17 protein-coding genes are annotated in these 19,536 nt (G+C 63.3%); 10 read left to right on the plus strand and 7 right to left on the minus strand.

The annotated features are described in order from the left end of the window. Nucleotides 1–36 precede the first annotated feature (36 nt). Entirely contained in the window at nucleotides 37–636 is a 600-nt protein-coding gene (locus tag NCS00_RS12030) for a YqiA/YcfP family alpha/beta fold hydrolase (RefSeq protein ID WP_008342897.1), read from the minus strand. Beyond that, nucleotides 633–2,036 carry a UDP-N-acetylmuramate:L-alanyl-gamma-D-glutamyl-meso-diaminopimelate ligase gene (gene mpl, locus NCS00_RS12035; protein ID WP_250435199.1) on the minus strand — a complete coding sequence of 468 codons (1,404 nt, stop codon included), beginning with the start codon at nucleotides 2,034–2,036 and terminating at the stop codon, nucleotides 633–635. Before mpl ends, NCS00_RS12030 begins: the two co-directional genes overlap by 4 nt. Before the next feature lie 201 nt (nucleotides 2,037–2,237). Between mpl and NCS00_RS12040 the strand changes: the two genes are divergently transcribed. The 9 genes from NCS00_RS12040 (at nucleotide 2,238) to NCS00_RS12080 (ending at nucleotide 10,434) form a co-directional block, all read left to right on the plus strand. Next, nucleotides 2,238–2,885 (plus strand): hypothetical protein, encoded by a 648-nt coding sequence (locus tag NCS00_RS12040; RefSeq protein WP_008342899.1) that lies wholly within the window; start codon nucleotides 2,238–2,240, stop codon nucleotides 2,883–2,885. A gap of 18 nt (nucleotides 2,886–2,903) precedes the next feature. After that, nucleotides 2,904–3,443: a TlpA family protein disulfide reductase gene (locus NCS00_RS12045; RefSeq protein WP_250440199.1), complete on the plus strand. Its 540-nt coding sequence runs from the start codon at nucleotides 2,904–2,906 to the stop codon at nucleotides 3,441–3,443. Between the two features lie 528 nt (nucleotides 3,444–3,971). Then, on the plus strand, nucleotides 3,972–4,445 hold the full coding sequence (gene accB / locus NCS00_RS12050) for an acetyl-CoA carboxylase biotin carboxyl carrier protein (protein WP_008342903.1): 474 nt from the start codon (nucleotides 3,972–3,974) through the stop codon (nucleotides 4,443–4,445). Between the two features lie 154 nt (nucleotides 4,446–4,599). After that, nucleotides 4,600–5,967, plus strand: a complete 1,368-nt coding sequence (gene accC, locus NCS00_RS12055) for an acetyl-CoA carboxylase biotin carboxylase subunit (protein ID WP_008342904.1) — start codon at nucleotides 4,600–4,602, stop codon at nucleotides 5,965–5,967. Nucleotides 5,968–5,992: 25 nt separating this feature from the next. Beyond that, on the plus strand, nucleotides 5,993–6,895 hold the full coding sequence (gene prmA, locus NCS00_RS12060) for a 50S ribosomal protein L11 methyltransferase (protein ID WP_008342906.1): 903 nt from the start codon (nucleotides 5,993–5,995) through the stop codon (nucleotides 6,893–6,895). A 50-nt stretch (nucleotides 6,896–6,945) separates the two neighbouring features. Then, the gene (locus NCS00_RS12065) at nucleotides 6,946–8,259 is read left to right on the plus strand and encodes a zinc-ribbon and DUF3426 domain-containing protein (RefSeq protein WP_250440200.1); all 1,314 of its coding nucleotides are present in this window, start codon (nucleotides 6,946–6,948) and stop codon (nucleotides 8,257–8,259) included. Between the two features lie 118 nt (nucleotides 8,260–8,377). Then, nucleotides 8,378–8,878 (plus strand): thiol peroxidase, encoded by a 501-nt coding sequence (gene tpx / locus NCS00_RS12070; protein WP_008342910.1) that lies wholly within the window; start codon nucleotides 8,378–8,380, stop codon nucleotides 8,876–8,878. A gap of 120 nt (nucleotides 8,879–8,998) precedes the next feature. Continuing rightward, the gene (locus NCS00_RS12075; protein WP_008342912.1) at nucleotides 8,999–9,937 is read left to right on the plus strand and encodes a carbohydrate kinase family protein; all 939 of its coding nucleotides are present in this window, start codon (nucleotides 8,999–9,001) and stop codon (nucleotides 9,935–9,937) included. 17 nt (nucleotides 9,938–9,954) lie between these two features. Beyond that, the gene (locus tag NCS00_RS12080; protein ID WP_008342914.1) at nucleotides 9,955–10,434 is read left to right on the plus strand and encodes an outer membrane lipoprotein; all 480 of its coding nucleotides are present in this window, start codon (nucleotides 9,955–9,957) and stop codon (nucleotides 10,432–10,434) included. Between the two features lie 225 nt (nucleotides 10,435–10,659). On the opposite strand, the gene NCS00_RS12085 is transcribed toward NCS00_RS12080, so the two are convergent. The 4 genes from NCS00_RS12085 to NCS00_RS12100 form a co-directional block, all read right to left on the minus strand. Continuing rightward, nucleotides 10,660–11,349, minus strand: a complete 690-nt coding sequence (locus NCS00_RS12085; RefSeq protein WP_250440201.1) for a histone H1-like DNA-binding protein — start codon at nucleotides 11,347–11,349, stop codon at nucleotides 10,660–10,662. A 31-nt stretch (nucleotides 11,350–11,380) separates the two neighbouring features. Continuing rightward, complete coding sequence (locus NCS00_RS12090) at nucleotides 11,381–11,710, minus strand: hypothetical protein (protein ID WP_239295166.1); 330 nt, start codon at nucleotides 11,708–11,710, stop codon at nucleotides 11,381–11,383. A gap of 103 nt (nucleotides 11,711–11,813) precedes the next feature. Beyond that, nucleotides 11,814–13,055, minus strand: a complete 1,242-nt coding sequence (locus NCS00_RS12095) for a ribonucleotide-diphosphate reductase subunit beta (RefSeq protein ID WP_008342919.1) — start codon at nucleotides 13,053–13,055, stop codon at nucleotides 11,814–11,816. Nucleotides 13,056–13,748: 693 nt separating this feature from the next. Then, on the minus strand, nucleotides 13,749–13,961 hold the full coding sequence (locus NCS00_RS12100) for a DUF3820 family protein (RefSeq protein WP_008342924.1): 213 nt from the start codon (nucleotides 13,959–13,961) through the stop codon (nucleotides 13,749–13,751). A gap of 122 nt (nucleotides 13,962–14,083) precedes the next feature. On the opposite strand from NCS00_RS12100, the gene NCS00_RS12105 reads away from it, so the two are divergent. Then, nucleotides 14,084–15,481, plus strand: coding sequence for an MFS transporter (locus NCS00_RS12105; protein ID WP_250440202.1), 1,398 nt, complete (start codon nucleotides 14,084–14,086; stop codon nucleotides 15,479–15,481). Between the two features lie 852 nt (nucleotides 15,482–16,333). Here NCS00_RS12105 and NCS00_RS12110 read toward each other — a convergent pair. Then, nucleotides 16,334–19,336 (minus strand): ribonucleoside-diphosphate reductase subunit alpha, encoded by a 3,003-nt coding sequence (locus tag NCS00_RS12110; protein WP_250440203.1) that lies wholly within the window; start codon nucleotides 19,334–19,336, stop codon nucleotides 16,334–16,336. Nucleotides 19,337–19,536 lie beyond the last annotated feature (200 nt).

A 19,536-nucleotide genomic window follows, 5' to 3' on the forward strand; every position in this document is an offset into this window, starting at 1 on the left:
GGGCCGCGCTTGCCGCGCGCCGGCGAATGAATGGGCTCAGGCGGCTGCGGTCGCGCGCACGGGTGGCGGCGCCTGGTCGCAGAACGCGATGACATCGGCGAGATAAGCCGGGAAGTCGCTGATCGCGTGATCGCTGCCCTGAATCAGCGTGGTTCGCACGCCGGGATAGTGGTCGAGCATCGTGCGGTAATCGAGCACTTCGTCGCCCGTCGCCGCGATCAGATAGTAGCGCTCGGGCCGCGTGATCGATTCGACCTTGAGCGCGCGCAACTCGTCGAGATGGCGCGGCAGCACGGTGATCGTTCCGCCGCCGTGCCACAACGGCTGCTCGCCGAGAAAATGGCTCAGATCGCGATCCGGCACGACCGCCGGATTGAGCAGCACGGCGCGCCAGCCGTGTTTCTCCGCGAGATACGTCGCGTAATAGCCGCCGAGCGAACTGCCGACGACGGTCACATCGCCCGCTTTCTCGCCCGCCGCGAGCGATTCGGCCAGCGCGACGGCATCGCACGGCGACACCGGCAGCGACGGGCACTGCCATTCGCCGAGCCTCCCGAGTTCCGCGAGCCGCGCGTGCATTACGCGTGCCTTGAACGATTGGGGAGACGAGCGAAAGCCGTGCAGATAGAGAATCACGAATGTCCTCCTGCGCCACGCGCCGAAAGCGCGTCGAGCAGTTTCTGATGGACGCCGCCGAAGCCGCCGTTGCTCATCACGAGTACGTGGTCGCCGGGGCGCGCGGCGGCCGCGACCGCCTTCACCAGAGGTTCGATTTCGTCGAATGCCCGCGCCTTGTCGCCGAGCGGTGAGAGCGCTTCTGCGAGATTCCAGCCGAGCTTGTCGCGGCCTTCGCGCGCGCCGTAGCCGAAGACGAGATCCGCGCCCGCGAGACTCGCCGGCAATTGCGCTTTCATCGTGCCGAGTTTCATCGTGTTCGAGCGCGGCTCCAGCACGGCGAGGATGCGCGACGTATCCGAATTGCCGATGCGCGTGCGCAGGCCCGCGACGGTCGTCTCGATTGCGGTCGGATGATGCGCGAAGTCGTCGTAGACGGTGACGCCGTCGACGCTGCCCTTCACTTCCATGCGCCGCTTGACGTTGCGAAAACTCGCGAGCGATTTCGCCGATTGCGCCGCCGGCACGCCGACCGAGCGCGCGGCCGCGATCGCAGCGAGCGCGTTCATCCGATTGTGCTCGCCCTGCACCTGCCAGTCGACGACGCCCTGGCGCTCGCCTTCCCAGTACACGGCGAACTGCTCGTCGACGGCGGCGCCTTGTTCGACGGGCAGCGCCTGCCATCCGCCTTCGACGCCGAAGCGTTCGACGCCCGACCAGCAGCCGCGCGTGAGCACCCGTTCCAGCGCCGCCTCGCGCCCGTTCGTGACGATGCGCCCGACGCCCGGCACCGTGCGCACAAGGTGGTGGAATTGCGTTTCGATGGCCGCGAGATCGGGGAAGATATCGGCGTGATCGAATTCGAGATTATTGAGCACGGCCGTGCGCGGACGGTAATGCACGAACTTCGAACGCTTGTCGAAGAATGCGGTGTCGTACTCGTCGGCTTCGATGACGAAAAAGCTCGAATCGGTCAGGCGCGCGGAAATGCCGAAGTTCAACGGCACGCCGCCGATCAGAAAGCCGGGATTCATGCCCGCGTCTTCGAGCAGCCATGCGAGCATCGAGCTCGTCGTGGTCTTGCCGTGCGTGCCCGCCACCGCGAGCACCCATTTGCCGTTCAGCACATGTTCGCCGAGCCACTGCGGGCCGGATGTGTATGGCAGGCCGCGATCGAGGATGGCTTCCATCAGCGGATTGCCGCGCGTCACCACGTTGCCGATGACGAAGAGATCCGGCTCGAGCGCGAGCTGCTCGATGCCGTAACCTTCGATCAGTTCGATGCCCTGGGCTTCGAGTTGCGTGCTCATCGGCGGGTAGACGCCGGCGTCGCAGCCGGTGACCTTGTGGCCCGCCTCGCGCGCCAGGACGGCGAGTCCGCCCATGAAGGTGCCGCAGATGCCGAGGATGTGGATGTGCATAAACCGTGTCGCGCCGCGCGGGCGATTGAGATGCGAAAACAGGAACGGCGCCGTACCGGTGAACCTGAGGGCAAACCCGTGCAGAAAGGCGCCTGAAGGCGCATATTGTAACCGAGCAGGCTAAGCGCTTTTCCCCCGGCGCAAGCCTGCCGCCCTTGGCCCGCAAAAGGGCCGCTCGAGCTTATCTAGTATCATTCCGGCATGGTTCGCAAATCACATTTCGATCCGCAGCGCGTGCGCGAGGAAATCGCGATCGCTGCCGCGAGGATGATCGCCGAAGACGGCCTCGACTACTCCACCGCCAAGCGCAAGGCTGCGCGGCAGGTCGTCGGCGAGGCGAAGATCGGCGGCGAGTTCCTGCCCGATAACGACCAGATCGAAGAGGAAATCCGCGAGTATCAGGCGATTTTCCAGAGCGACAGCCAGCCAGCCGTGCTGCGCCGGATGCGCGAAGTCGCGCTCGACTGGATGGAGCGCCTGACACCCTTCGATCCATATCTGACGGGCGCGGTGCTCAACGGCACCGCAGGCGAGCACTCCGATATTCATCTGCAATGCTTCTGCGACAATCCCAAGGAAGTCGCGATTTATCTGCTGAACGCGAACGTGCAATACGACGTGTCCGAGACGCGGCACTTCGCCGGGCGCGGCTATGTCGAGACGTTGAGCTTTCTGCATCGCGCACGCGACGAGGAGCCGGTCGGCGTGCATATCGCGCTCTACGGTCCCGACGATCTGCGCGGCGCGGTGCGCGCGGACAACCGCGGACGCCTCGCCCGCGCGAACGCGGCGGCCGTACGCACGCTGCTCGATCACCCCGATGTCCCGCCGCTCGAGATCAGCGGCTGATCTATCTTCTCTACGCTCATGAAAAGCACACGCATTCTGGCGGCCCTCGTGGTCGCTGTCGCCGCGACCGTCGGCGGCTTCTACGCGGGCCATCTGTTCACTGGCGGCGATACCGTGGCCGCGACGCAGCCGAGCGGCAACGCCGTCGATCAACTGTGGAAGGCGACGCCGCCGGGCGCTTCCGGCACGTCGCAACCGCTCGCGGCGTTCAAGGGCAAGCCGGTCGTCGTGAACTTCTGGGCGTCGTGGTGCGGACCGTGCGTGAAGGAAATGCCGACGCTCTCCGCGATGCAGCGCGATTACGAAAAGAAAGGCATCACGTTCATCGGACTCGGCGTCGATAGCGAGAAGAACATCAACGATTTCCTTAAGAAAGTGCCGGTCGCCTATCCCGTCTACGTCACCGGCTTCGGAGGCGCGGATCTTGCGCGTAGCTTCGGCAATAATGCGGGCGGCCTGCCATTTACCGTCGTGATCGACGCGAATGGGAAAATCCGCTCCACGAAACTGGGCGAAGTCGACCCGGCCCAGCTGAAACATACGCTCGACAGCCTGTAAAAATTGGCTGCGTGTACGCCGTGGCTTGCGTCGAGTAAGCTGCGAGTTAGCACGCAGTACGCCGATCTTGCTGGAAATTCGACGCGACTCCCAATACGCGGCGGTAATTTGTCCCATGGTTGCGAGCCGGACTGCACAGTAAAACTAGACAAAATTCTCTAAACGGCGCTAAAGTGCGCCGAATTCCGCACAACCCGAAGCGACTATGACAACTCTGCCGGTGCCATGTGGCCCCCTCGCCGTCAAGTCCGACCTCCGCAAAACGGCGGTCGGAAGGCGTGGAGCATCCGCTGCCGTCATCCGCGTGCTGTTCGGGCGCGCGCTTCGAAGCGACCACGCCGATACGTTCGACATGAACGCTACCGGCGTGCCGACCGATTCTGGAGCCGTCGTTTGCGCGGGCGCTTTCGCGAGCGCGCGTGTGGGACGGCTGGCCGCGCCGACTCGCGGCTGAGCAGTCAGAACACCCACAAATCAAGTCAAGTGCCGGGCAGTCCCGGTCTCCAAGTATTGAAAGGGGATTTTTCGATGGACCTTCGTAAACTGAAAACGCTGATCGACCTCGTCTCGGAATCCGGCATCTCGGAGCTGGAAGTGACGGAAGGCGAAGGCAAGGTTCGCATCGTCAAGAACGCCGCGCCGGTCTACATGCAGGCGCCGCAGCAGTACGCACCGCAAGTGCAGTCGCCGGCCGCGCCGCAATTCGGCGGTGCAGGCGAAGCCGGCGCGCCGGCAGCCGCTGCGCCCGCGGCCGCCGCGCCGCAAGGTCACATCGTGACCTCGCCGATGGTCGGTTCGTTCTACCGTGCGCCGTCGCCGGGCGCGGATCCGTTCATCCAGGTCGGCGATACGGTGAAGGAAGGCCAGACGCTGTGCATCATCGAAGCGATGAAGCTCTTGAACGAAATCGAAGCGGACAAGGCCGGCGTCGTGAAGGAAATCCTCGTCGAGAACGGCCAGGCGGTCGAGTACGGCCAGCCGCTCTTCGTGATCGGCGACTAAAGGCGCACCGGGCCGTGCCGCGGATGCGCCTCGCAGCCGCCGCCCGGCCCCGCCGCGCCGGCGCGCTTCATGCGGCATCGATTCGTCGAGAAGCGCGCCGCCGATTGGATCCCCGAGGGCCGCTCGCGCGAGCCCGTTGATGAGCCGACCCACTATGTTTGAAAAAATTCTCATTGCGAACCGCGGCGAAATCGCGCTTCGCATCCAGCGCGCGTGCCGCGAGCTGGGCGTCAAGACAGTCGTCGTCTATTCCGAAGCCGACAAGGAAGCGAAGTACGTCAAGCTGGCCGACGAAGCCGTGTGCATCGGACCGGCGCCTTCGAATCTCTCGTACCTGAACATGCCGGCGCTCATCAGCGCGGCCGAAGTCACCGACGCCGAAGCCATCCATCCCGGCTACGGCTTTCTCTCCGAAAACGCCGACTTCGCCGAGCGCGTCGAGCAATCGGGCTTCACGTTCATCGGGCCGCGTCCCGAGACCATCCGCCTGATGGGCGACAAGGTCACCGCCAAGCAGACGATGATCAAGACCGGCGTGCCGTGCGTACCGGGCTCCGAAGGCGCATTGCCGGACGATCCGCGCGAGATCGTGAAGATTGCGCGCGCAATCGGCTACCCCGTCATCATCAAGGCGGCGGGCGGCGGCGGCGGGCGCGGCATGCGCGTGGTGCACACCGAAGCGGCGCTCGTGAACGCCGTCAACATGACGCGCGAAGAAGCGGGCCGCGCCTTCGGCAACCCGCAGGTGTACATGGAGAAGTTTCTCGAGAACCCGCGCCACATCGAGATTCAGGTGTTGTCGGACTCGTTCCGTAACGCGATCTGGCTCGGCGAGCGCGACTGCTCGATGCAGCGCCGTCACCAGAAGGTGATCGAGGAAGCGCCGGCGCCGGGCATTGCGCGGCGGCTGATCGAGCGCATCGGCGACCGTTGCGCCGACGCGTGCAAGAAGATGGGCTATCTCGGCGCGGGCACGTTCGAGTTCCTGTACGAGAACGGCGAGTTCTACTTCATCGAAATGAACACGCGCGTGCAGGTCGAGCATCCGGTGACGGAACTCATCACGGGCGTCGATATCGTGCAGGAGCAGATCCGCATCGCCGCGGGCGAAAAGCTCTCGATCCGCCAGAAGGACATCCAGTTCCGCGGCCACGCGATCGAGTGCCGCATCAACGCGGAAGATCCGTTCAAGTTCACGCCGTCGCCGGGACGCATCACGTCGTGGCATACGCCGGGCGGCCCGGGCATTCGCGTCGATTCCCACGCGTATGCGAACTACTTCGTTCCGCCGAACTACGATTCGATGATCGGCAAGCTGATCGCGTTCGGCGCGACGCGCGAGCAGGCGATCAACCGCATGCGTATCGCGCTGTCGGAAATGGTCGTCGAAGGCATTTCGACGAACATCCCGCTGCATCGCGAAATGATGATCGACGCGAAGTTCGTCGAAGGCGGCACGAGCATTCACTATCTCGAGAACAAGCTGGCCGCGCGCCAGGCCGCCGTCGCCGAAGAGTCCTGAAGCACGCCTTATTCAGAGAGATAGCATGAGTTACCGGGAACTGATCGCCGAGCTGGATCGCGAGCACGCGGAAGCGCTGTCGGATGCGCTGCTTGAAGTCGGCGCGCTGTCGGTGTCCGTCGAAGACGCCGACGCCGACACGCCCGACGAACAGCCGCTCTTCGGCGAGCCGGGTCTCGTGCCTGAAAAGCGTGCGTGGAACCGTTCGCGCGTCGTCGCGCTGCTCGCCGAGGACGCAGATCCCGACGTGCTGCTCGCCGCGGCCGCGAACGAGATCGGCCTCGCGGCAACCCCGCAGTTCACGGTGCGCGAGGTCGAGGAGCAGGACTGGGTGCGTCTCACGCAGGCGCAGTTCGATCCGATCGCCATCGGCGAGCGCATCTGGGTCGTGCCTTCGTGGCACGACGCGCCCGATCCGAACGCGCTCGTGCTCGAACTCGATCCGGGCCTCGCGTTCGGCACCGGCAGCCATCCGACCACGCGGCTTTGCATGGAATGGCTGGAGCAGTCGGTGAAGCCGGGACAATCGCTGCTCGATTACGGCTGCGGCTCCGGCATCCTCGCGATTCTCGCGAAGAAGTGCGGCGCCGATCCGGTCGTCGGCATCGACATCGATCCGCAAGCGGTCGAGTCGGCGCGTCAGAACAGCGAGCGCAATCGCGCGGACGTGATCTACGGCCTGCCCGATGCGTGCCCCGCCGGCGAGTTCGATATCGTCGTCGCGAACATCCTCTCGAATCCGCTCAAGCTGATGGCGTCGATGCTCGCCGCGAAGGTAAAGCCGGGCGGCAGAATCGCGCTGTCGGGCGTGCTCGCGCGCCAGGCCGACGAGGTCGCGGCGGTCTATGCGAAGTGGATCGACATCGGCGTTTGGCGCGAGCACGAAGGCTGGGTATGCCTCGCGGGAACGCGGCGCGAAAGCCTTTAGAATAGCGCCATCCTCCACGATCAGGCCGTCAGGCCAACGGCACTTCTTATATGGCGCTGGCAACCCGCTGCCCCCACTGCGAAACCGTATTCAAGCTGGACCCGCATCTGCTCGCGCCGCATGACGGCCGCGTGCGCTGCGGACACTGTCAGGAAGTTTTCGATGCCGCACATCATCGCTTCGAGCTTCCAGACGAGCCGGCCGCGGCAGGCGTCGCTCAGCATGCCGCGATCATCGACGATGATGCCGCCGTCGGTCCGGCAACAAGCTCGGGCGCAGGCCACGCTGCCGCCGCCGATGCACCCGCGCATGTGACCGCGCCGCCCGATGCGCCGCTCAAGCCGCGCCCGTTCGCGCCGCGCAACCTCGATCTCGGCGCGCCGAGTTCCATCAAGCAACCCGATGCCGACAGCGAAGGCACCGTCTATGCGAACGCTCCTGCAGCGTCGAGCGCGTCGAGCCAGACACGCGCCGCGTCGCCGCGCAGCGAACCCGATCAAGCCGATGCCGCGAACGAGCCGTCCGCGTTGCCTTCGGAGCCCGCCCGCCTGAAGCAGTACATTCGCGTCGGCGTGCCGCATCCCGATGCCGCGAACTCCGAGCAAGCCGACGATACGCCGCTCGGCGAACCGCCCGTCGCGCCGCTCGCCAATGCTGTCGACGATCGCGCCGAGCCGTTCATCGGTCCGGTTCATCAGCCGGACGCGCCGCCCGCGCGCGCCGCCGCGGAACCGGCCGTACCCGCATGGCGCGACGACGCGGAGCCCGGTTTCGGCGCCAGGAAGCCGCCCGCTCCTGCTCGGCGCGTCAGCGCGAACGAGGCGTTTCCCGTGATTCGCGAGTCGCGGGAAACGCGCGCGCCGGTGCGTGGCCGCGGCGGAGCCGGGAAGGCGGGACGTGTCGTGGGCGTCATCGTCGCCGTGCTGCTGGCGTTGCTGTTGCTCGTGCAGCTCGCATGGTGGCAACGCGAAACGTTGATGGTCTACGTGCCCGGCTCGCACGCGCTCTATTCGAACGTCTGCGATCAGATCGGCTGCACGATCTCGCCGCCGCGCGACATCGACGGATTGCAGATCGAGAGTTCCGGGCTGCGCCAGGTGGACGGCCCGCACAAGCTCGAACTGAAATTGTCGCTGCGCAACCGGATGGACGTCGCGCTGGCGTATCCGGCGCTCGAACTCACGCTGCTCGACGACAAGAACAACGTCGCGATCCGGCGCGTGCTCTGGCCGCAGGATTACGCGCGACCGGGTACGATATTCGCCGTCGGCCTCGCGCCGCAAAGCGCGCAACCGGTGATCGTCCGGCTGGATACGGGCGACGCGGTTGCCGCCAATTACCGGGTTCAGGTCTTTTACCCGTGATGTCGGGCAGGCGCGCGAACGCCGCCTGCCCCGGTTCCACACGACGCGCGTCATGCTCCTCGCGGCGCCTGCACGCGCGATTTTCCCGTCAGCATCTGACAATTCTCTGGAGCGCAACATGAGTCAAGTTACCCTCGGCGGCAACCCTATCGACGTCAGCGGCACGTTCCCGGGCCCGGGCCAGCAGGCATCCGAATTCACGCTCGTCGGCGCCGATCTCGGCGACGTCAAGCTCGCGAACTTCGCGGGCAAGCGCAAGGTGCTGAACATCGTGCCGAGTCTCGACACGCCGACCTGCGCCACCTCGACGCGCAAATTCAATGAAGCGGCCGCCGGCCTGAACAACACGGTCGTGGTCGTGGTTTCGGGCGATCTGCCGTTCGCCGCGAAGCGCTTCTGCACGACCGAAGGTATCGCCAATGTCGTGACGGCATCGACGTTCCGCGGCCACGAATTCGCGCAGGCTTACGGCGTCGACGTGACGAGCGGCCCGCTCAAGGGTCTGACGGCGCGCGCCGTGGTCGTGCTCGACGAGAACAACAAGGTGCTTCATTCGGAGCTCGTGCCCGAGATCAAGAATGAGCCGAACTACGATGCAGCGCTCGCCGCGCTGAAGTAAATCGTCTCGCCGGACCGCTTCCGACCGGAGCGGTCCGCGCATACGAGGCACGGTGAAGCGCTCGCCGCGCGCCGTATGCGGATTTCTCTCCTCGGCCCCTATCTATAAAGGACGTTCGCCTTGGCTACGCTCATTTGCGGCTCGCTCGCCTACGACAACATCATGACTTTCCAGGGGCGCTTCGGCGACCACATCCTGCCGGATCAGGTGCACATGCTGAACATCAGCTTCCTGGTGCCGACGATGCGGCGCAACTTCGGCGGCTGCGCGGGCAACATCGCGTATGCGCTGAAGCTGCTCGGCGGCGATCCGAAGATCATGGCGACGCTCGGCGCGGCGGATGCGCAGCTCTACATCGACCGGCTCGACGCGCTCGGTTTGTCGAAGGAATACGTGCGCGTGCTGGCCGATCAGCACTCGGCGCAATGCTTCATCACGACCGATCTCGCGAACAACCAGATCACCGCGTTCCACCCCGGCGCGATGATGGAATCGCATCTGAACCGCGCCGACGAAGCGCAGGGCATCTCGCTCGGCATCGTCGCACCGGACGGCGCTCAAGGCATGCGCGAGCACGCCGAAGGGCTGGCGCGCGCGGGCGTGCCGTTCGTGTTCGACCCGGGCCAGGGATTGCCGATTCTGGACGGCGTGGAACTTTGTCGCATGATTGAACTCGCCACCTACGTGGCGGTCAACGATTACGAAGCCAAGCTGCTGAGCAACAAGACCGGCTGGTCGATCGAAGACATCAAGAGCCGGGTCGATGCCCTCGTCGTCACGCGTGGCGAACACGGCGCGCAGATCTATCATGAAGATGGCGTGGCCGAGATTCCGGTCGTCGCGGCGCGTCAGGTGGTCGACCCGACCGGTTGCGGCGACGCATTCCGCGGCGGGCTCCTGTACGGCATCGAAAACAAGCTTGGCTGGGAGAAAACGGGTCGTCTCGCGAGTCTGATGGGTTCGCTGAAAATCGAACATCAGGGGCCGCAAACCTACGCGCCGACGCGCGCCGAAATCGAAGAGCGTTTCAAGCAGGCCTTCGGAAGCAGCCTGTTCTGAATGATTGGAGTGAAGGAATGAAAACGGTAAGTCGTATCGCGCTGGCCATGGCGCTCGTCGGCTCGGTGGCGCTGACGGGCTGCGCCTACAACAGCAGTTCGTCGGACGTCTACACGGCGTCGCAGGCGCAGCGTGAGGAAACGGTGCGCATGGCGACCGTCGAAAGCGTGCGCGGCGTGAAGATCAGCTCGAACAACGGCCAGCCTACGGGCCTCGGCACGATCGGCGGCGGCGCGCTCGGCGGCGTCGCGGCGGCGAGTGCGATCGGCGGCGGCAACGGTTCGATCATCGCGGGCATCATCGGCGGGCTGGCTGGCGCCGTCGCGGGCAACGCGGTCGAGAATAGCGTCGCGATGAAGAACGGTCTCGAGATCACCGTGCGCCTCGATAACGGCGACCTGCGCGCGATCACGCAGACCGCGAACGGCGAAGTGTTTCAGGCGGGCGAGCGAGTGCGTCTGTTGTCGAGCGGCGGCGTCACGCGCGTCACTCACTGACGAGGGCATTCAGCGGACAAATAGCGCCGCGTCATTCTAAGAATGCGCATGTATCGAAAGATGCATGCGCTTTTTCTTTTTCGACGCCCCGAGCAAGCGATGAAATTCGTTGGCCGAAGCGAAAAACCCGCCGCCAGGTTTCCCCGACGACGGGTTCAGGCCGGGTAGGCATACCCGGACTAAGGGCACAGCGCACTGTGCCTGGGTGCTGCGTACTGCGAGAGCTTACGGACGGCTGCCCGTCGGGAACGGCCATGCCGCTGCCGGGTTCAACGCCGTCTTGACCGCAGCAGCCGGAGCGGCCGGAGCAGGCGCCGAGACGGTCGTTGCCGTCGTGGCAGGAGCGGCAGCCGTAGTCTTCTTCGCAGCAGCGGCCTTCTTGGCCGGAGCCTTTTTCGCGGGGGCCTTCTTCGCAGCGGGTGCGGGCGCAGCAGCAGGCGCAGGCGCAGCGGCTGCGGTCTTCGCAGCAGCCTTTTTCGCGGGAGCCTTTTTCGCAGCGGCCTTCTTCGCTGCGGCCTTCTTCGCCGGCGCCTTCTTCGCCGCGGTCTTCTTCGCAGCGGCCTTCTTCGCAGGCGCCTTCTTGGCTGCGGCCTTCTTCGCCGCTACTTTCTTGGTCGCGACTTTCTTCGCTGCGGCCTTCTTCGCGGGAGCCTTCTTCGCCGCGACCTTCTTTGCAGCAACCTTCTTCGCCGCTACTTTCTTGGTCGCGACTTTCTTCGCTGCGGCCTTCTTCGCGGGTGCCTTCTTCGCCGCGACCTTCTTCGCTGCGACCTTCTTCGCCGCTACTTTCTTCGCTGCAACCTTCTTCACAGCGACCTTCTTGGCCGCAACCTTCTTCGCCGGAGCGGCCTTCTTGGCGGTGACTTTCTTCGCTGCAGCCTTCTTTGCGGCGGGTTTTTTCTTGGCAACTGCCATGGTTTTTCTCCTTCAGGTTTTCAGATGAGAGTCAGTTCAAACAACACCCTTCGTCAAAACCCGCTTCCCACGTGTCGCCTTCTCTATAACGCACGCTACGAAGCGGATTATTCATCGGCGTACGCTGATCCCACCTGCTTACGCTAATGAATACGGCAAGGCGCGCCGTGCCCCGAGGCACCGCGCGCCAAATTGAGTCAGCACCGCTTCTTCGCGGCGCCGGCCATCGCTTGATCGAGCCAGCGAGCATGCCGCTGGCATTTTCCGGGGGGAAGTTTGCCCATCCCTTTTCAGGGAGCGCAAAACGCCTGTCTTCTATTCGGGCCACACGGCCCGCCAAGTCAGTAGGCGCACTTTGCATCAGGCGACCGTTCTCCTAAACCTTGTCGGCCGGGCGCGCGTGAGCGACACGCTGCTGCCCGTCCGTCCCATCGATTTCGTCTGCAACACGTCCTGGATTTTTATTATTCCCAGGTGAGCGCGCCGCCGGTTTGATACTCAATCACGCGTGTCTCGAAGAAGTTGCGTTCCTTCTTCAAGTCGATCATTTCGCTCATCCACGGGAACGGGTTTTCCTCGTTCGGGAAGAGCGGGTCCAGTCCGATCTGCTGGCAACGCCGGTTGCAGATGAACCGCAAGTAGCTCTTGAACATCGACGCGTTCAGGCCGAGAACCCCGCGCGGCATGGTGTCTTCAGCGTAGCGATATTCAAGATCGACAGCCTGCTTGAAGAGCTCGCGGATCTCTGCCTTGAAGTCGGCGGTCCACAGTTGCGGCTCTTCCAGCTTGATCTGGTTGATGAGGTCGATGCCGAAATTGCAGTGCATCGATTCATCGCGGAGGATGTATTGATACTGTTCCGCCGCGCCCGTCATCTTGTTCTGGCGACCCAGCGCCAGAATCTGCGTGAAGCCGACATAGAAGAACAGGCCTTCCATGATGCAGGCGAACACGATCAACGACTTCAGCAATTTCTGGTCCGCTTCGAGCGTGCCGGTCGTGAAGGCCGGGTCGGTCAGCGTGTTGATGAACGGAATCAGAAACTCGTCCTTGTCACGGATCGACTTGACCTCGTGATACGCGTTGAAGATCTCGCTTTCATCGAGGCCCAGCGATTCGACGATGTACTGGTACGCGTGCGTGTGGATCGCCTCTTCGAACGCCTGGCGCAGCAGGAACTGGCGGCACTCCGGAGCGGTGATGTGACGGTACGTGCCGAGCACGATGTTGTTCGCGGCGAGCGAGTCCGCCGTGACGAAGAAGCCGAGGTTGCGCTTGACGATGCGGCGCTCGTCGTCCGAGAGACCGTTCGGGTCTTTCCACAGGGCGATGTCGCGCGACATGTTCACTTCCTGCGGCATCCAGTGGTTCGCGCAACCGGCGAGGTACTTCTCCCACGCCCACTTGTACTTGAACGGGACGAGCTGATTGACGTCGGTCTTGCCGTTGATGATGCGCTTGTCGGCGACATTGACGCGCGCTTCGCTTTGCGCGGCGATCGCGCTGGCGGAAGGCGTTGCGGCTGCGGGCGGAACGAAGCCATCGGAAAAGATGTTGTTCGCCTGAGCAATCTGATGGGCAGCTTGATGAGTTGCAGCTTGCGCTGCCTGCGTACCGAAAGTCGTGCCTTGAGCGTTACGCAACGGGTTCTGTTGCGGAGCGCTCGAGGGAGCTACGGCAGTGGTCTCGTCATCCCAGTTGAGCATAAATTCTCACCATCAATTTAGATCGGTTTGTACCATCTTTTCATGAGCGATAAAAGAGTTTGCTCATGAAAATTCTCGTTTTCATGCGATTTAGATTCGACGTTGCTACCTGCATACAACACTTGGCTCGAAGCCGTGTGTGTGAAGCTCGATGCGACATCTCTTGAATCGAGTGTGAAGCGGTCCTGATCGAGTGACTTCCGTGACATCGCAGCGTGCTTTCGCGTGACTTCATCGCTGCTCTGCAAGCCTTGTCGCGCAAGGCTCTGCGGACGACGCTGCTTGTGCGATGCGAAGCACGCGCGCTTCATTGCGAAGGTCTGCTCGATGCTGTGTTGCCAAGCGCGAACTCATCGAAGCGTGACGCGTTGCGATCATCGATCGAAGTCTCTCGTCGACCCGCGATGCGATGCAAAACATGCGTCGCGAATCGATGAACGCGCGACCTTCATGCGCTCCTCTTCGATGAGCTTCGATGTGTGTGACCGCACGCACTTCGCATCGCTCGATACACGCTGACGCAAGCACTTCGATGGAGCGTCGATGCCTGCTGCGCGCGTCGAATTCGTTGCCGAAGTTTAGCATTTGACGTCTCGTATTTCCACAATATCTTGTGCTTGCAAATCTCGCCAACACAATCTATAGCGTGTTTACGCGACGATCCGTCTCACGCGAAACCGCGCTGCGCAAGGCTCATCGGCCGCGCAACGGATCGAGCAGCGAGCGCAGATTGTTGTGATCGATCTCGTGCATCAACGCGAGCAGGCTGCCGAGTTTGCCTTGTGGAAAACCCTCACGCGCGAACCACGCGAGATAGTGACCGGGCAGATCGGCGATGAGCCTGTCCTTGTATTTGCCATAGGGCATCGTCTGCGTGACGAGACGCTGCAGGTCTTGCGGGTCCATCGCTTCTTCACTCCTCGTTCAATGTTCATCGCACCACGCAGCGCGCTTCGATCCTTCAGCGATTGCTGCATATCGGTGCCATAATCGCCGCTCTTGCCGCCGAGAGTCGATCGCGAATCAACATGCCGCTGGCCGTCCAAGCTTTCATTGCCCCTCTCATCGTCGCGTGCGCGATGTTCATGGAAAGCGTCGACGCCAACGTCATCGTTACCGCGATTCCTGAAATGGCGCGCGCGTTTGGACGCGATCCCGTGACGCTGAAGGTTGCGGTCACGAGCTACGTGCTCGGACTCGGCGTCTTCATACCGATCTGCGGATGGGTCGCCGACCGCTTCGGCGCACGCGCCGTGTTCCGCACGGCCATCGGCGTGTTCGTCGTCGGCTCGCTGTTGTGCGCGGCTTCCACATCGCTTGGCCCCTTCACCGTCGCGCGCTTCATCCAGGGCGTCGGCGGCGCGATGATGGTGCCTGTCGGCCGCATCATCATCTTTCGCTCGGTGCGCCGCTCCGAGTTCATACGCGCGATGAACTACCTCTCAGTGCCCGCAATGCTTGGACCAGCGGTCGGGCCGTTGCTCGGCGGCTTCATTACGACGTATCTGCACTGGCGCCTGATCTTTTTCATCAACATCCCGATCGGCATCGCGGGCATCTGGCTGACCAACCGCTACATCGCCAACTCGCACGAGGAACATCCGGGCCGTCTCGACTGGTTCGGTTTCTTTCTCTCCGCGAGCGCGGGCGTGCTGCTGTTGCTCGGGCTCTCGCTCGTCGGCGGCGAACTGATTCCGCAGCGCGTCGCCTTTGCGATGTGCGTCGCCGGCGCGCTGATGGTCGTGCTGTACTGCGTCCACGCGCGACGTGTGGAGAAGCCGCTGCTCGATCTGCGCTTTTTCCGCGTGCCGACGTTTCAGGCGAGCGTGCTCGGCGGTTCGATGTTTCGCATCGGGCTTGGCGCCGTGCCGTTTCTTCTGCCGCTCGCGCTGCAGGAGGGTCTCGGCATGAGCGCGTTCAAGTCCGGCGCGATCACGTGCGCGTCGGCTTTCGGCGGCATGTTCATGCGCTCGTTCGCATCGCGCGTGCTGCATCGCTTCGGCTTCCGTCAGACGCTGTTCTACAACGCGGCGTTGTCGGGTATCGCGATCGCGGCGTGCGGCGCGTTCTTTCCCGGCACGCCGGCCTGGGTGATCTGGGCCGTCGTGCTGCTCGGCGGCTTCTTCCCTGCGTTGCAGTTCACGAGCCTCAACTCGCTTGCTTACGCTGAGATCGAAACACGCGATGTGGGCCGCGCGACGAGCCTTGCTAGCTTCGTGCAGCAGGTTTCGCTCGGGCTCGGCGTGACGATCGCGGGGATCACGCTCGAGCTCTCGCAATATCTGAACGGTCATGCGAGTGTGCAATGGTCGGATTTCTGGCCGGCGTTTGTCGTCGTCGGGCTGTTCTCTTTTCTTTCGATGCCGATTACGGCGCGGCTTTCGCATGATGCTGGGACGGAGATTTCTCGCGGTACGCGGGGGTGAGTTCGCTGTTTTGCGTTTTGTTTCGCCGGATCCCGTGATCGTGTCGGCTCGGTGTTTCGCCGGATCCCGTGATCGTGTCGGCTCGGTGTTTCGCCGGATCCCGTGATCGTGTCGGTCTATTAGCACTGCCCCTGTGCGGGGCGGCACTCACTTTCTTTGCTGCTGCAAAGAAAGTAAGCAAAGAAAGCAGCTACTGATACGCCCGCGGTCACACGCAATTTGGGTAGTCCTCTCGTCCATCGTGGGCTGCCTAAAGAGTGCCCTCATCGGTCCCATCGGGCTTGGCTCGCGCACGGTCCGTCTCATCGCACCACACACCAAACGGGTTCAGCACCAAATAGCTCCGGCCCGCTTCGCGGCCGACCGGTCAATCGGGGATGCACGCGCTTCTCTACTAACGTCTCCGTCCCGCTGCACTTGCCGCCCGTTGGTTTCCCTTGCGTACCCGGCGGCAGCGCGTAGCGCTGTGCCGAAGCCATCTCGTGCTGAACCAATGTCCTCAACGTCTTCGGGCGGCGGACCGTGCGCGATCCAAGTCCGATTAGGTGTTTGAGGGCACTCTTTAGGCGAGTGCCGCCTGGGACGAGAGGACTACCCAAATTGCGTGTGACCGCGGGCCGTGACGAGCTGCTTTCTTTGCTTACTTTCTTTGCAGCAGCAAAGAAAGTGAGTGCCGCCCCGCACAGGGGCAACGCTAATAGACCGACACGAAAGCGGGATCCAGCGAAACCGAAACCAAAACGCAAAGCAAAAAGCAAAAAGCAAAAAGCAAAAACGGACCGGCACCGACCGCTTCCATAAGCAGGAAGCACCCAGCACCGGTCCGCAGAGACCGACTCTCAGCTCAAAACCTTACTGACAAGCCTCACACTCATCGAAGCCCGGATCGCCGGGGCGCATCATACAGACGGGACCATCGGCTTCCTGAGCCGCCTCCACCGCCGGCGCGCTCGCGGCAGCAGCATTGAAGCCACCATTCCCGGCAGCCGACGCCGCACCGCCACCAAACCCGCCAGCCGCACCCGCCCCACCGTCACCGGAAGAAGAAGGCACCGCATTCAACGCACCGTGCGCCACGGTCGACTTCTCGACGTGCGTCGCCGCCATCGTGCGGAGGTAGTACGTCGTCTTGAGACCGCGAATCCAAGCGAGCTTGTAGACCTCGTCGAGCTTCTTGCCCGACGCGCCCGCCATGTAGATGTTCAGCGACTGCGCCTGATCAATCCACTTCTGACGGCGCGACGCCGCTTCCACGAGCCACTTCGGGTCGACTTCGAACGCGGTCGCGTAGATCGCGCGCAGATCGGCCGGAATGCGGTCGATGCGCGAAAGCGTGCCGTCGAAATACTTCAGATCGGACACCATCACTTCGTCCCACAGGCCGCGCGCCTTCAGATCACGCACGAGGTAGTCGTTGACCACCGTGAATTCGCCCGACAGATTCGACTTCACATACAGGTTCTGGAACGTCGGCTCGATACACGCCGACACGCCGATGATGTTCGAAATCGTCGCCGTCGGCGCGATCGCCACGCAGTTCGAGTTGCGCATGCCGTACGTCGAGATGCGCGAGCGCAGTTGCGCCCAGTCCATCGTCTCCGAGGTATCCACTTCGACATAACCGCCGCGCGCCTCGGCCAGGAGCTTCAGCGAATCCTGCGGAAGAATGCCGCGATCCCACAGCGAGCCGCGATACGTCGCGTAACGACCGCGCTCTTCCGCGAGTTCCGTCGACGCGTAGTACGCGTAGTAGCAGACGGCTTCCATCGAACGATCCGCGAACTCGACCGCCTCGCCCGACGCATAAGGCGTGCGCAGCAGATGCAGGCAGTCCTGGAAGCCCATGATGCCCATGCCGACCGGACGATGCTTCAGGTTCGAGTTGCGCGCCTTCGGCACCGCGTAGTAGTTGATGTCGATGACGTTGTCGAGCATGCGCATCGCGACGCTGATCGTGCGCTTGAGCTTCGCGTGATCCAGCGCGTAGCTGCCATCGGCCTGCTTCACCATGTGCGCGACGAGGTTCACCGAGCCCAGATTGCAGACGGCGATTTCCGTCTCGCTCGTGTTCAGCGTGATTTCGGTGCACAGGTTCGACGAGTGCACGACGCCGACGTGCTGCTGCGGCGAACGCACATTGCACGGATCCTTGAACGTGATCCACGGATGGCCCGTCTCGAACAGCATGCCAAGCATCTTGCGCCACAGTTGCGCCGCCGGCAGCTTCTTGAACAGCTTGATTTCGCCGCGCGCGGCTTTCTCTTCGTAAGCGACGTACGCCTTTTCGAAGTCGGCGCCGAACAGATCGTGCAGGTCCGGGCAGGTCGACGGCGAGAACAGCGTCCAGTCGCCGCCTTCGACGACGCGCTTCATGAACAGATCGGGAATCCAGTTCGCCGTGTTCATGTCGTGCGTGCGGCGACGGTCATCGCCGGTGTTCTTGCGCAGCTCGAGGAATTCCTCGATGTCGAGGTGCCACGATTCCAGGTACGCGCACACCGCGCCCTTGCGCTTGCCGCCCTGGTTCACCGCGACGGCCGTGTCGTTCACGACCTTCAGGAACGGCACGACGCCCTGCGACTTGCCGTTCGTGCCCTTGATGTGCGAGCCGAGCGCACGCACGCGCGTCCAGTCGTTGCCGAGGCCGCCCGCGAACTTCGAGAGCAGCGCGTTTTCCTTCAGCGCTTCGTAGATGCCGTCGAGATCGTCGGCGACCGTCGTCAGATAGCACGACGACAATTGCGAGCGATGCGTGCCCGAATTGAAGAGCGTCGGCGTCGACGACATGAAGTCGAACGACGACAGCACGTTATAGAACTCGATCGCGCGCGCTTCACGGTCGATCTCGTTCAGCGACAGGCCCATCGCGACGCGCATGAAGAATGCCTGCGGCAACTCGATGCGCGTGCCGTCGACGTGCAGGAAGTAGCGGTCGTACAGCGTCTGCAGGCCGAGATAGCCGAACTGCAGATCGCGATTCTGATCGAGCGCGGCGCCGAGGCGCTTGAGGTCGAACTGTTGCAGCTTGTCATCCAGCAGGCCGGCTTCGACGCCGCGCTTGATGAACTGCGGGAAGTATTCGGCGTAACGCTCGCCCATTTCGGCTTGCGTCACTTCCTCTTCGAGAATTTCGCGGCGGATCGTGTGCAGCAGGATGCGCGCCGTGACCTGACTGTACGCCGGATCCTTCTCGATCATCGTGCGCGAGGCGAGAATGGCCGAATCGTAGACCTGCGACATCGGCACGCCGTCGTACAGGTTCTTCACCGTCTCCGCGACGATCGGCTCGGCGGACACCGCATCGCCCAGATTCGCGCACGCGGAGACGATCAGCGCCTTCAGCGCTTGGAGATCGAGCGGACGCGTGACGCCGTTGTCCGTCACGTTGATCGCGCCTTCGTGCGACTGCGCGTTTTGCGCGGCCGAGCGCTCTTGCGAACGCTGCTGCGTGCGCTTCTCGCGATACAGCACGTACGCGCGCGCGACGTTGTGCTCGCCGCCGCGCATCAGCGCGAGCTCGACCTGATCCTGAATGTCTTCGATGTGGAAAGTCCCGCCGTGCGGACGGCTGCGCACGAGCGCGCGCACGACGGCTTGCGTCAGTTGCTCGACTTGCTCGCGCACACGCGCCGAAGCTGCGCCCTGACCGCCGTTCACCGCGATGAATGCCTTCGTCACGGCGATCGCGATTTTCGTCGGCTCGAACGACACCACGCTTCCGTTGCGACGGATGACCTTGTAGTCGGCAAACGTCGTGTTCGGCGCGAGCGCCTGAGCGCCCACGCCCTGCGCACCGCTCATCGGCTGTGCGGATGCGCCTTCGAATGAAGTCGTGGCGTTTTCGGTGGTTTGCATGTGCAAAACTCCTGGTGTTCGATTGGTGCGGATGGTCCGCGGATTTATCACTTATGCCGCGCGCGTGACGAACTCGTCGTGAAAGTCGCGCGGTGTTTTGGCGGTCAAGCCGGGCTGTGAATGCAGCAGGCTGAAAACACGAATCGCGGCGCTTACGGCCCGCATTGTCATTGGCGTCTCATGCGGTGCCCGCGTTGGCG

Origin of the sequence: Caballeronia sp. AZ1_KS37 (assembly GCF_023631165.1) — a bacterium.
GTDB lineage: Bacteria > Pseudomonadota > Gammaproteobacteria > Burkholderiales > Burkholderiaceae > Caballeronia > Caballeronia zhejiangensis.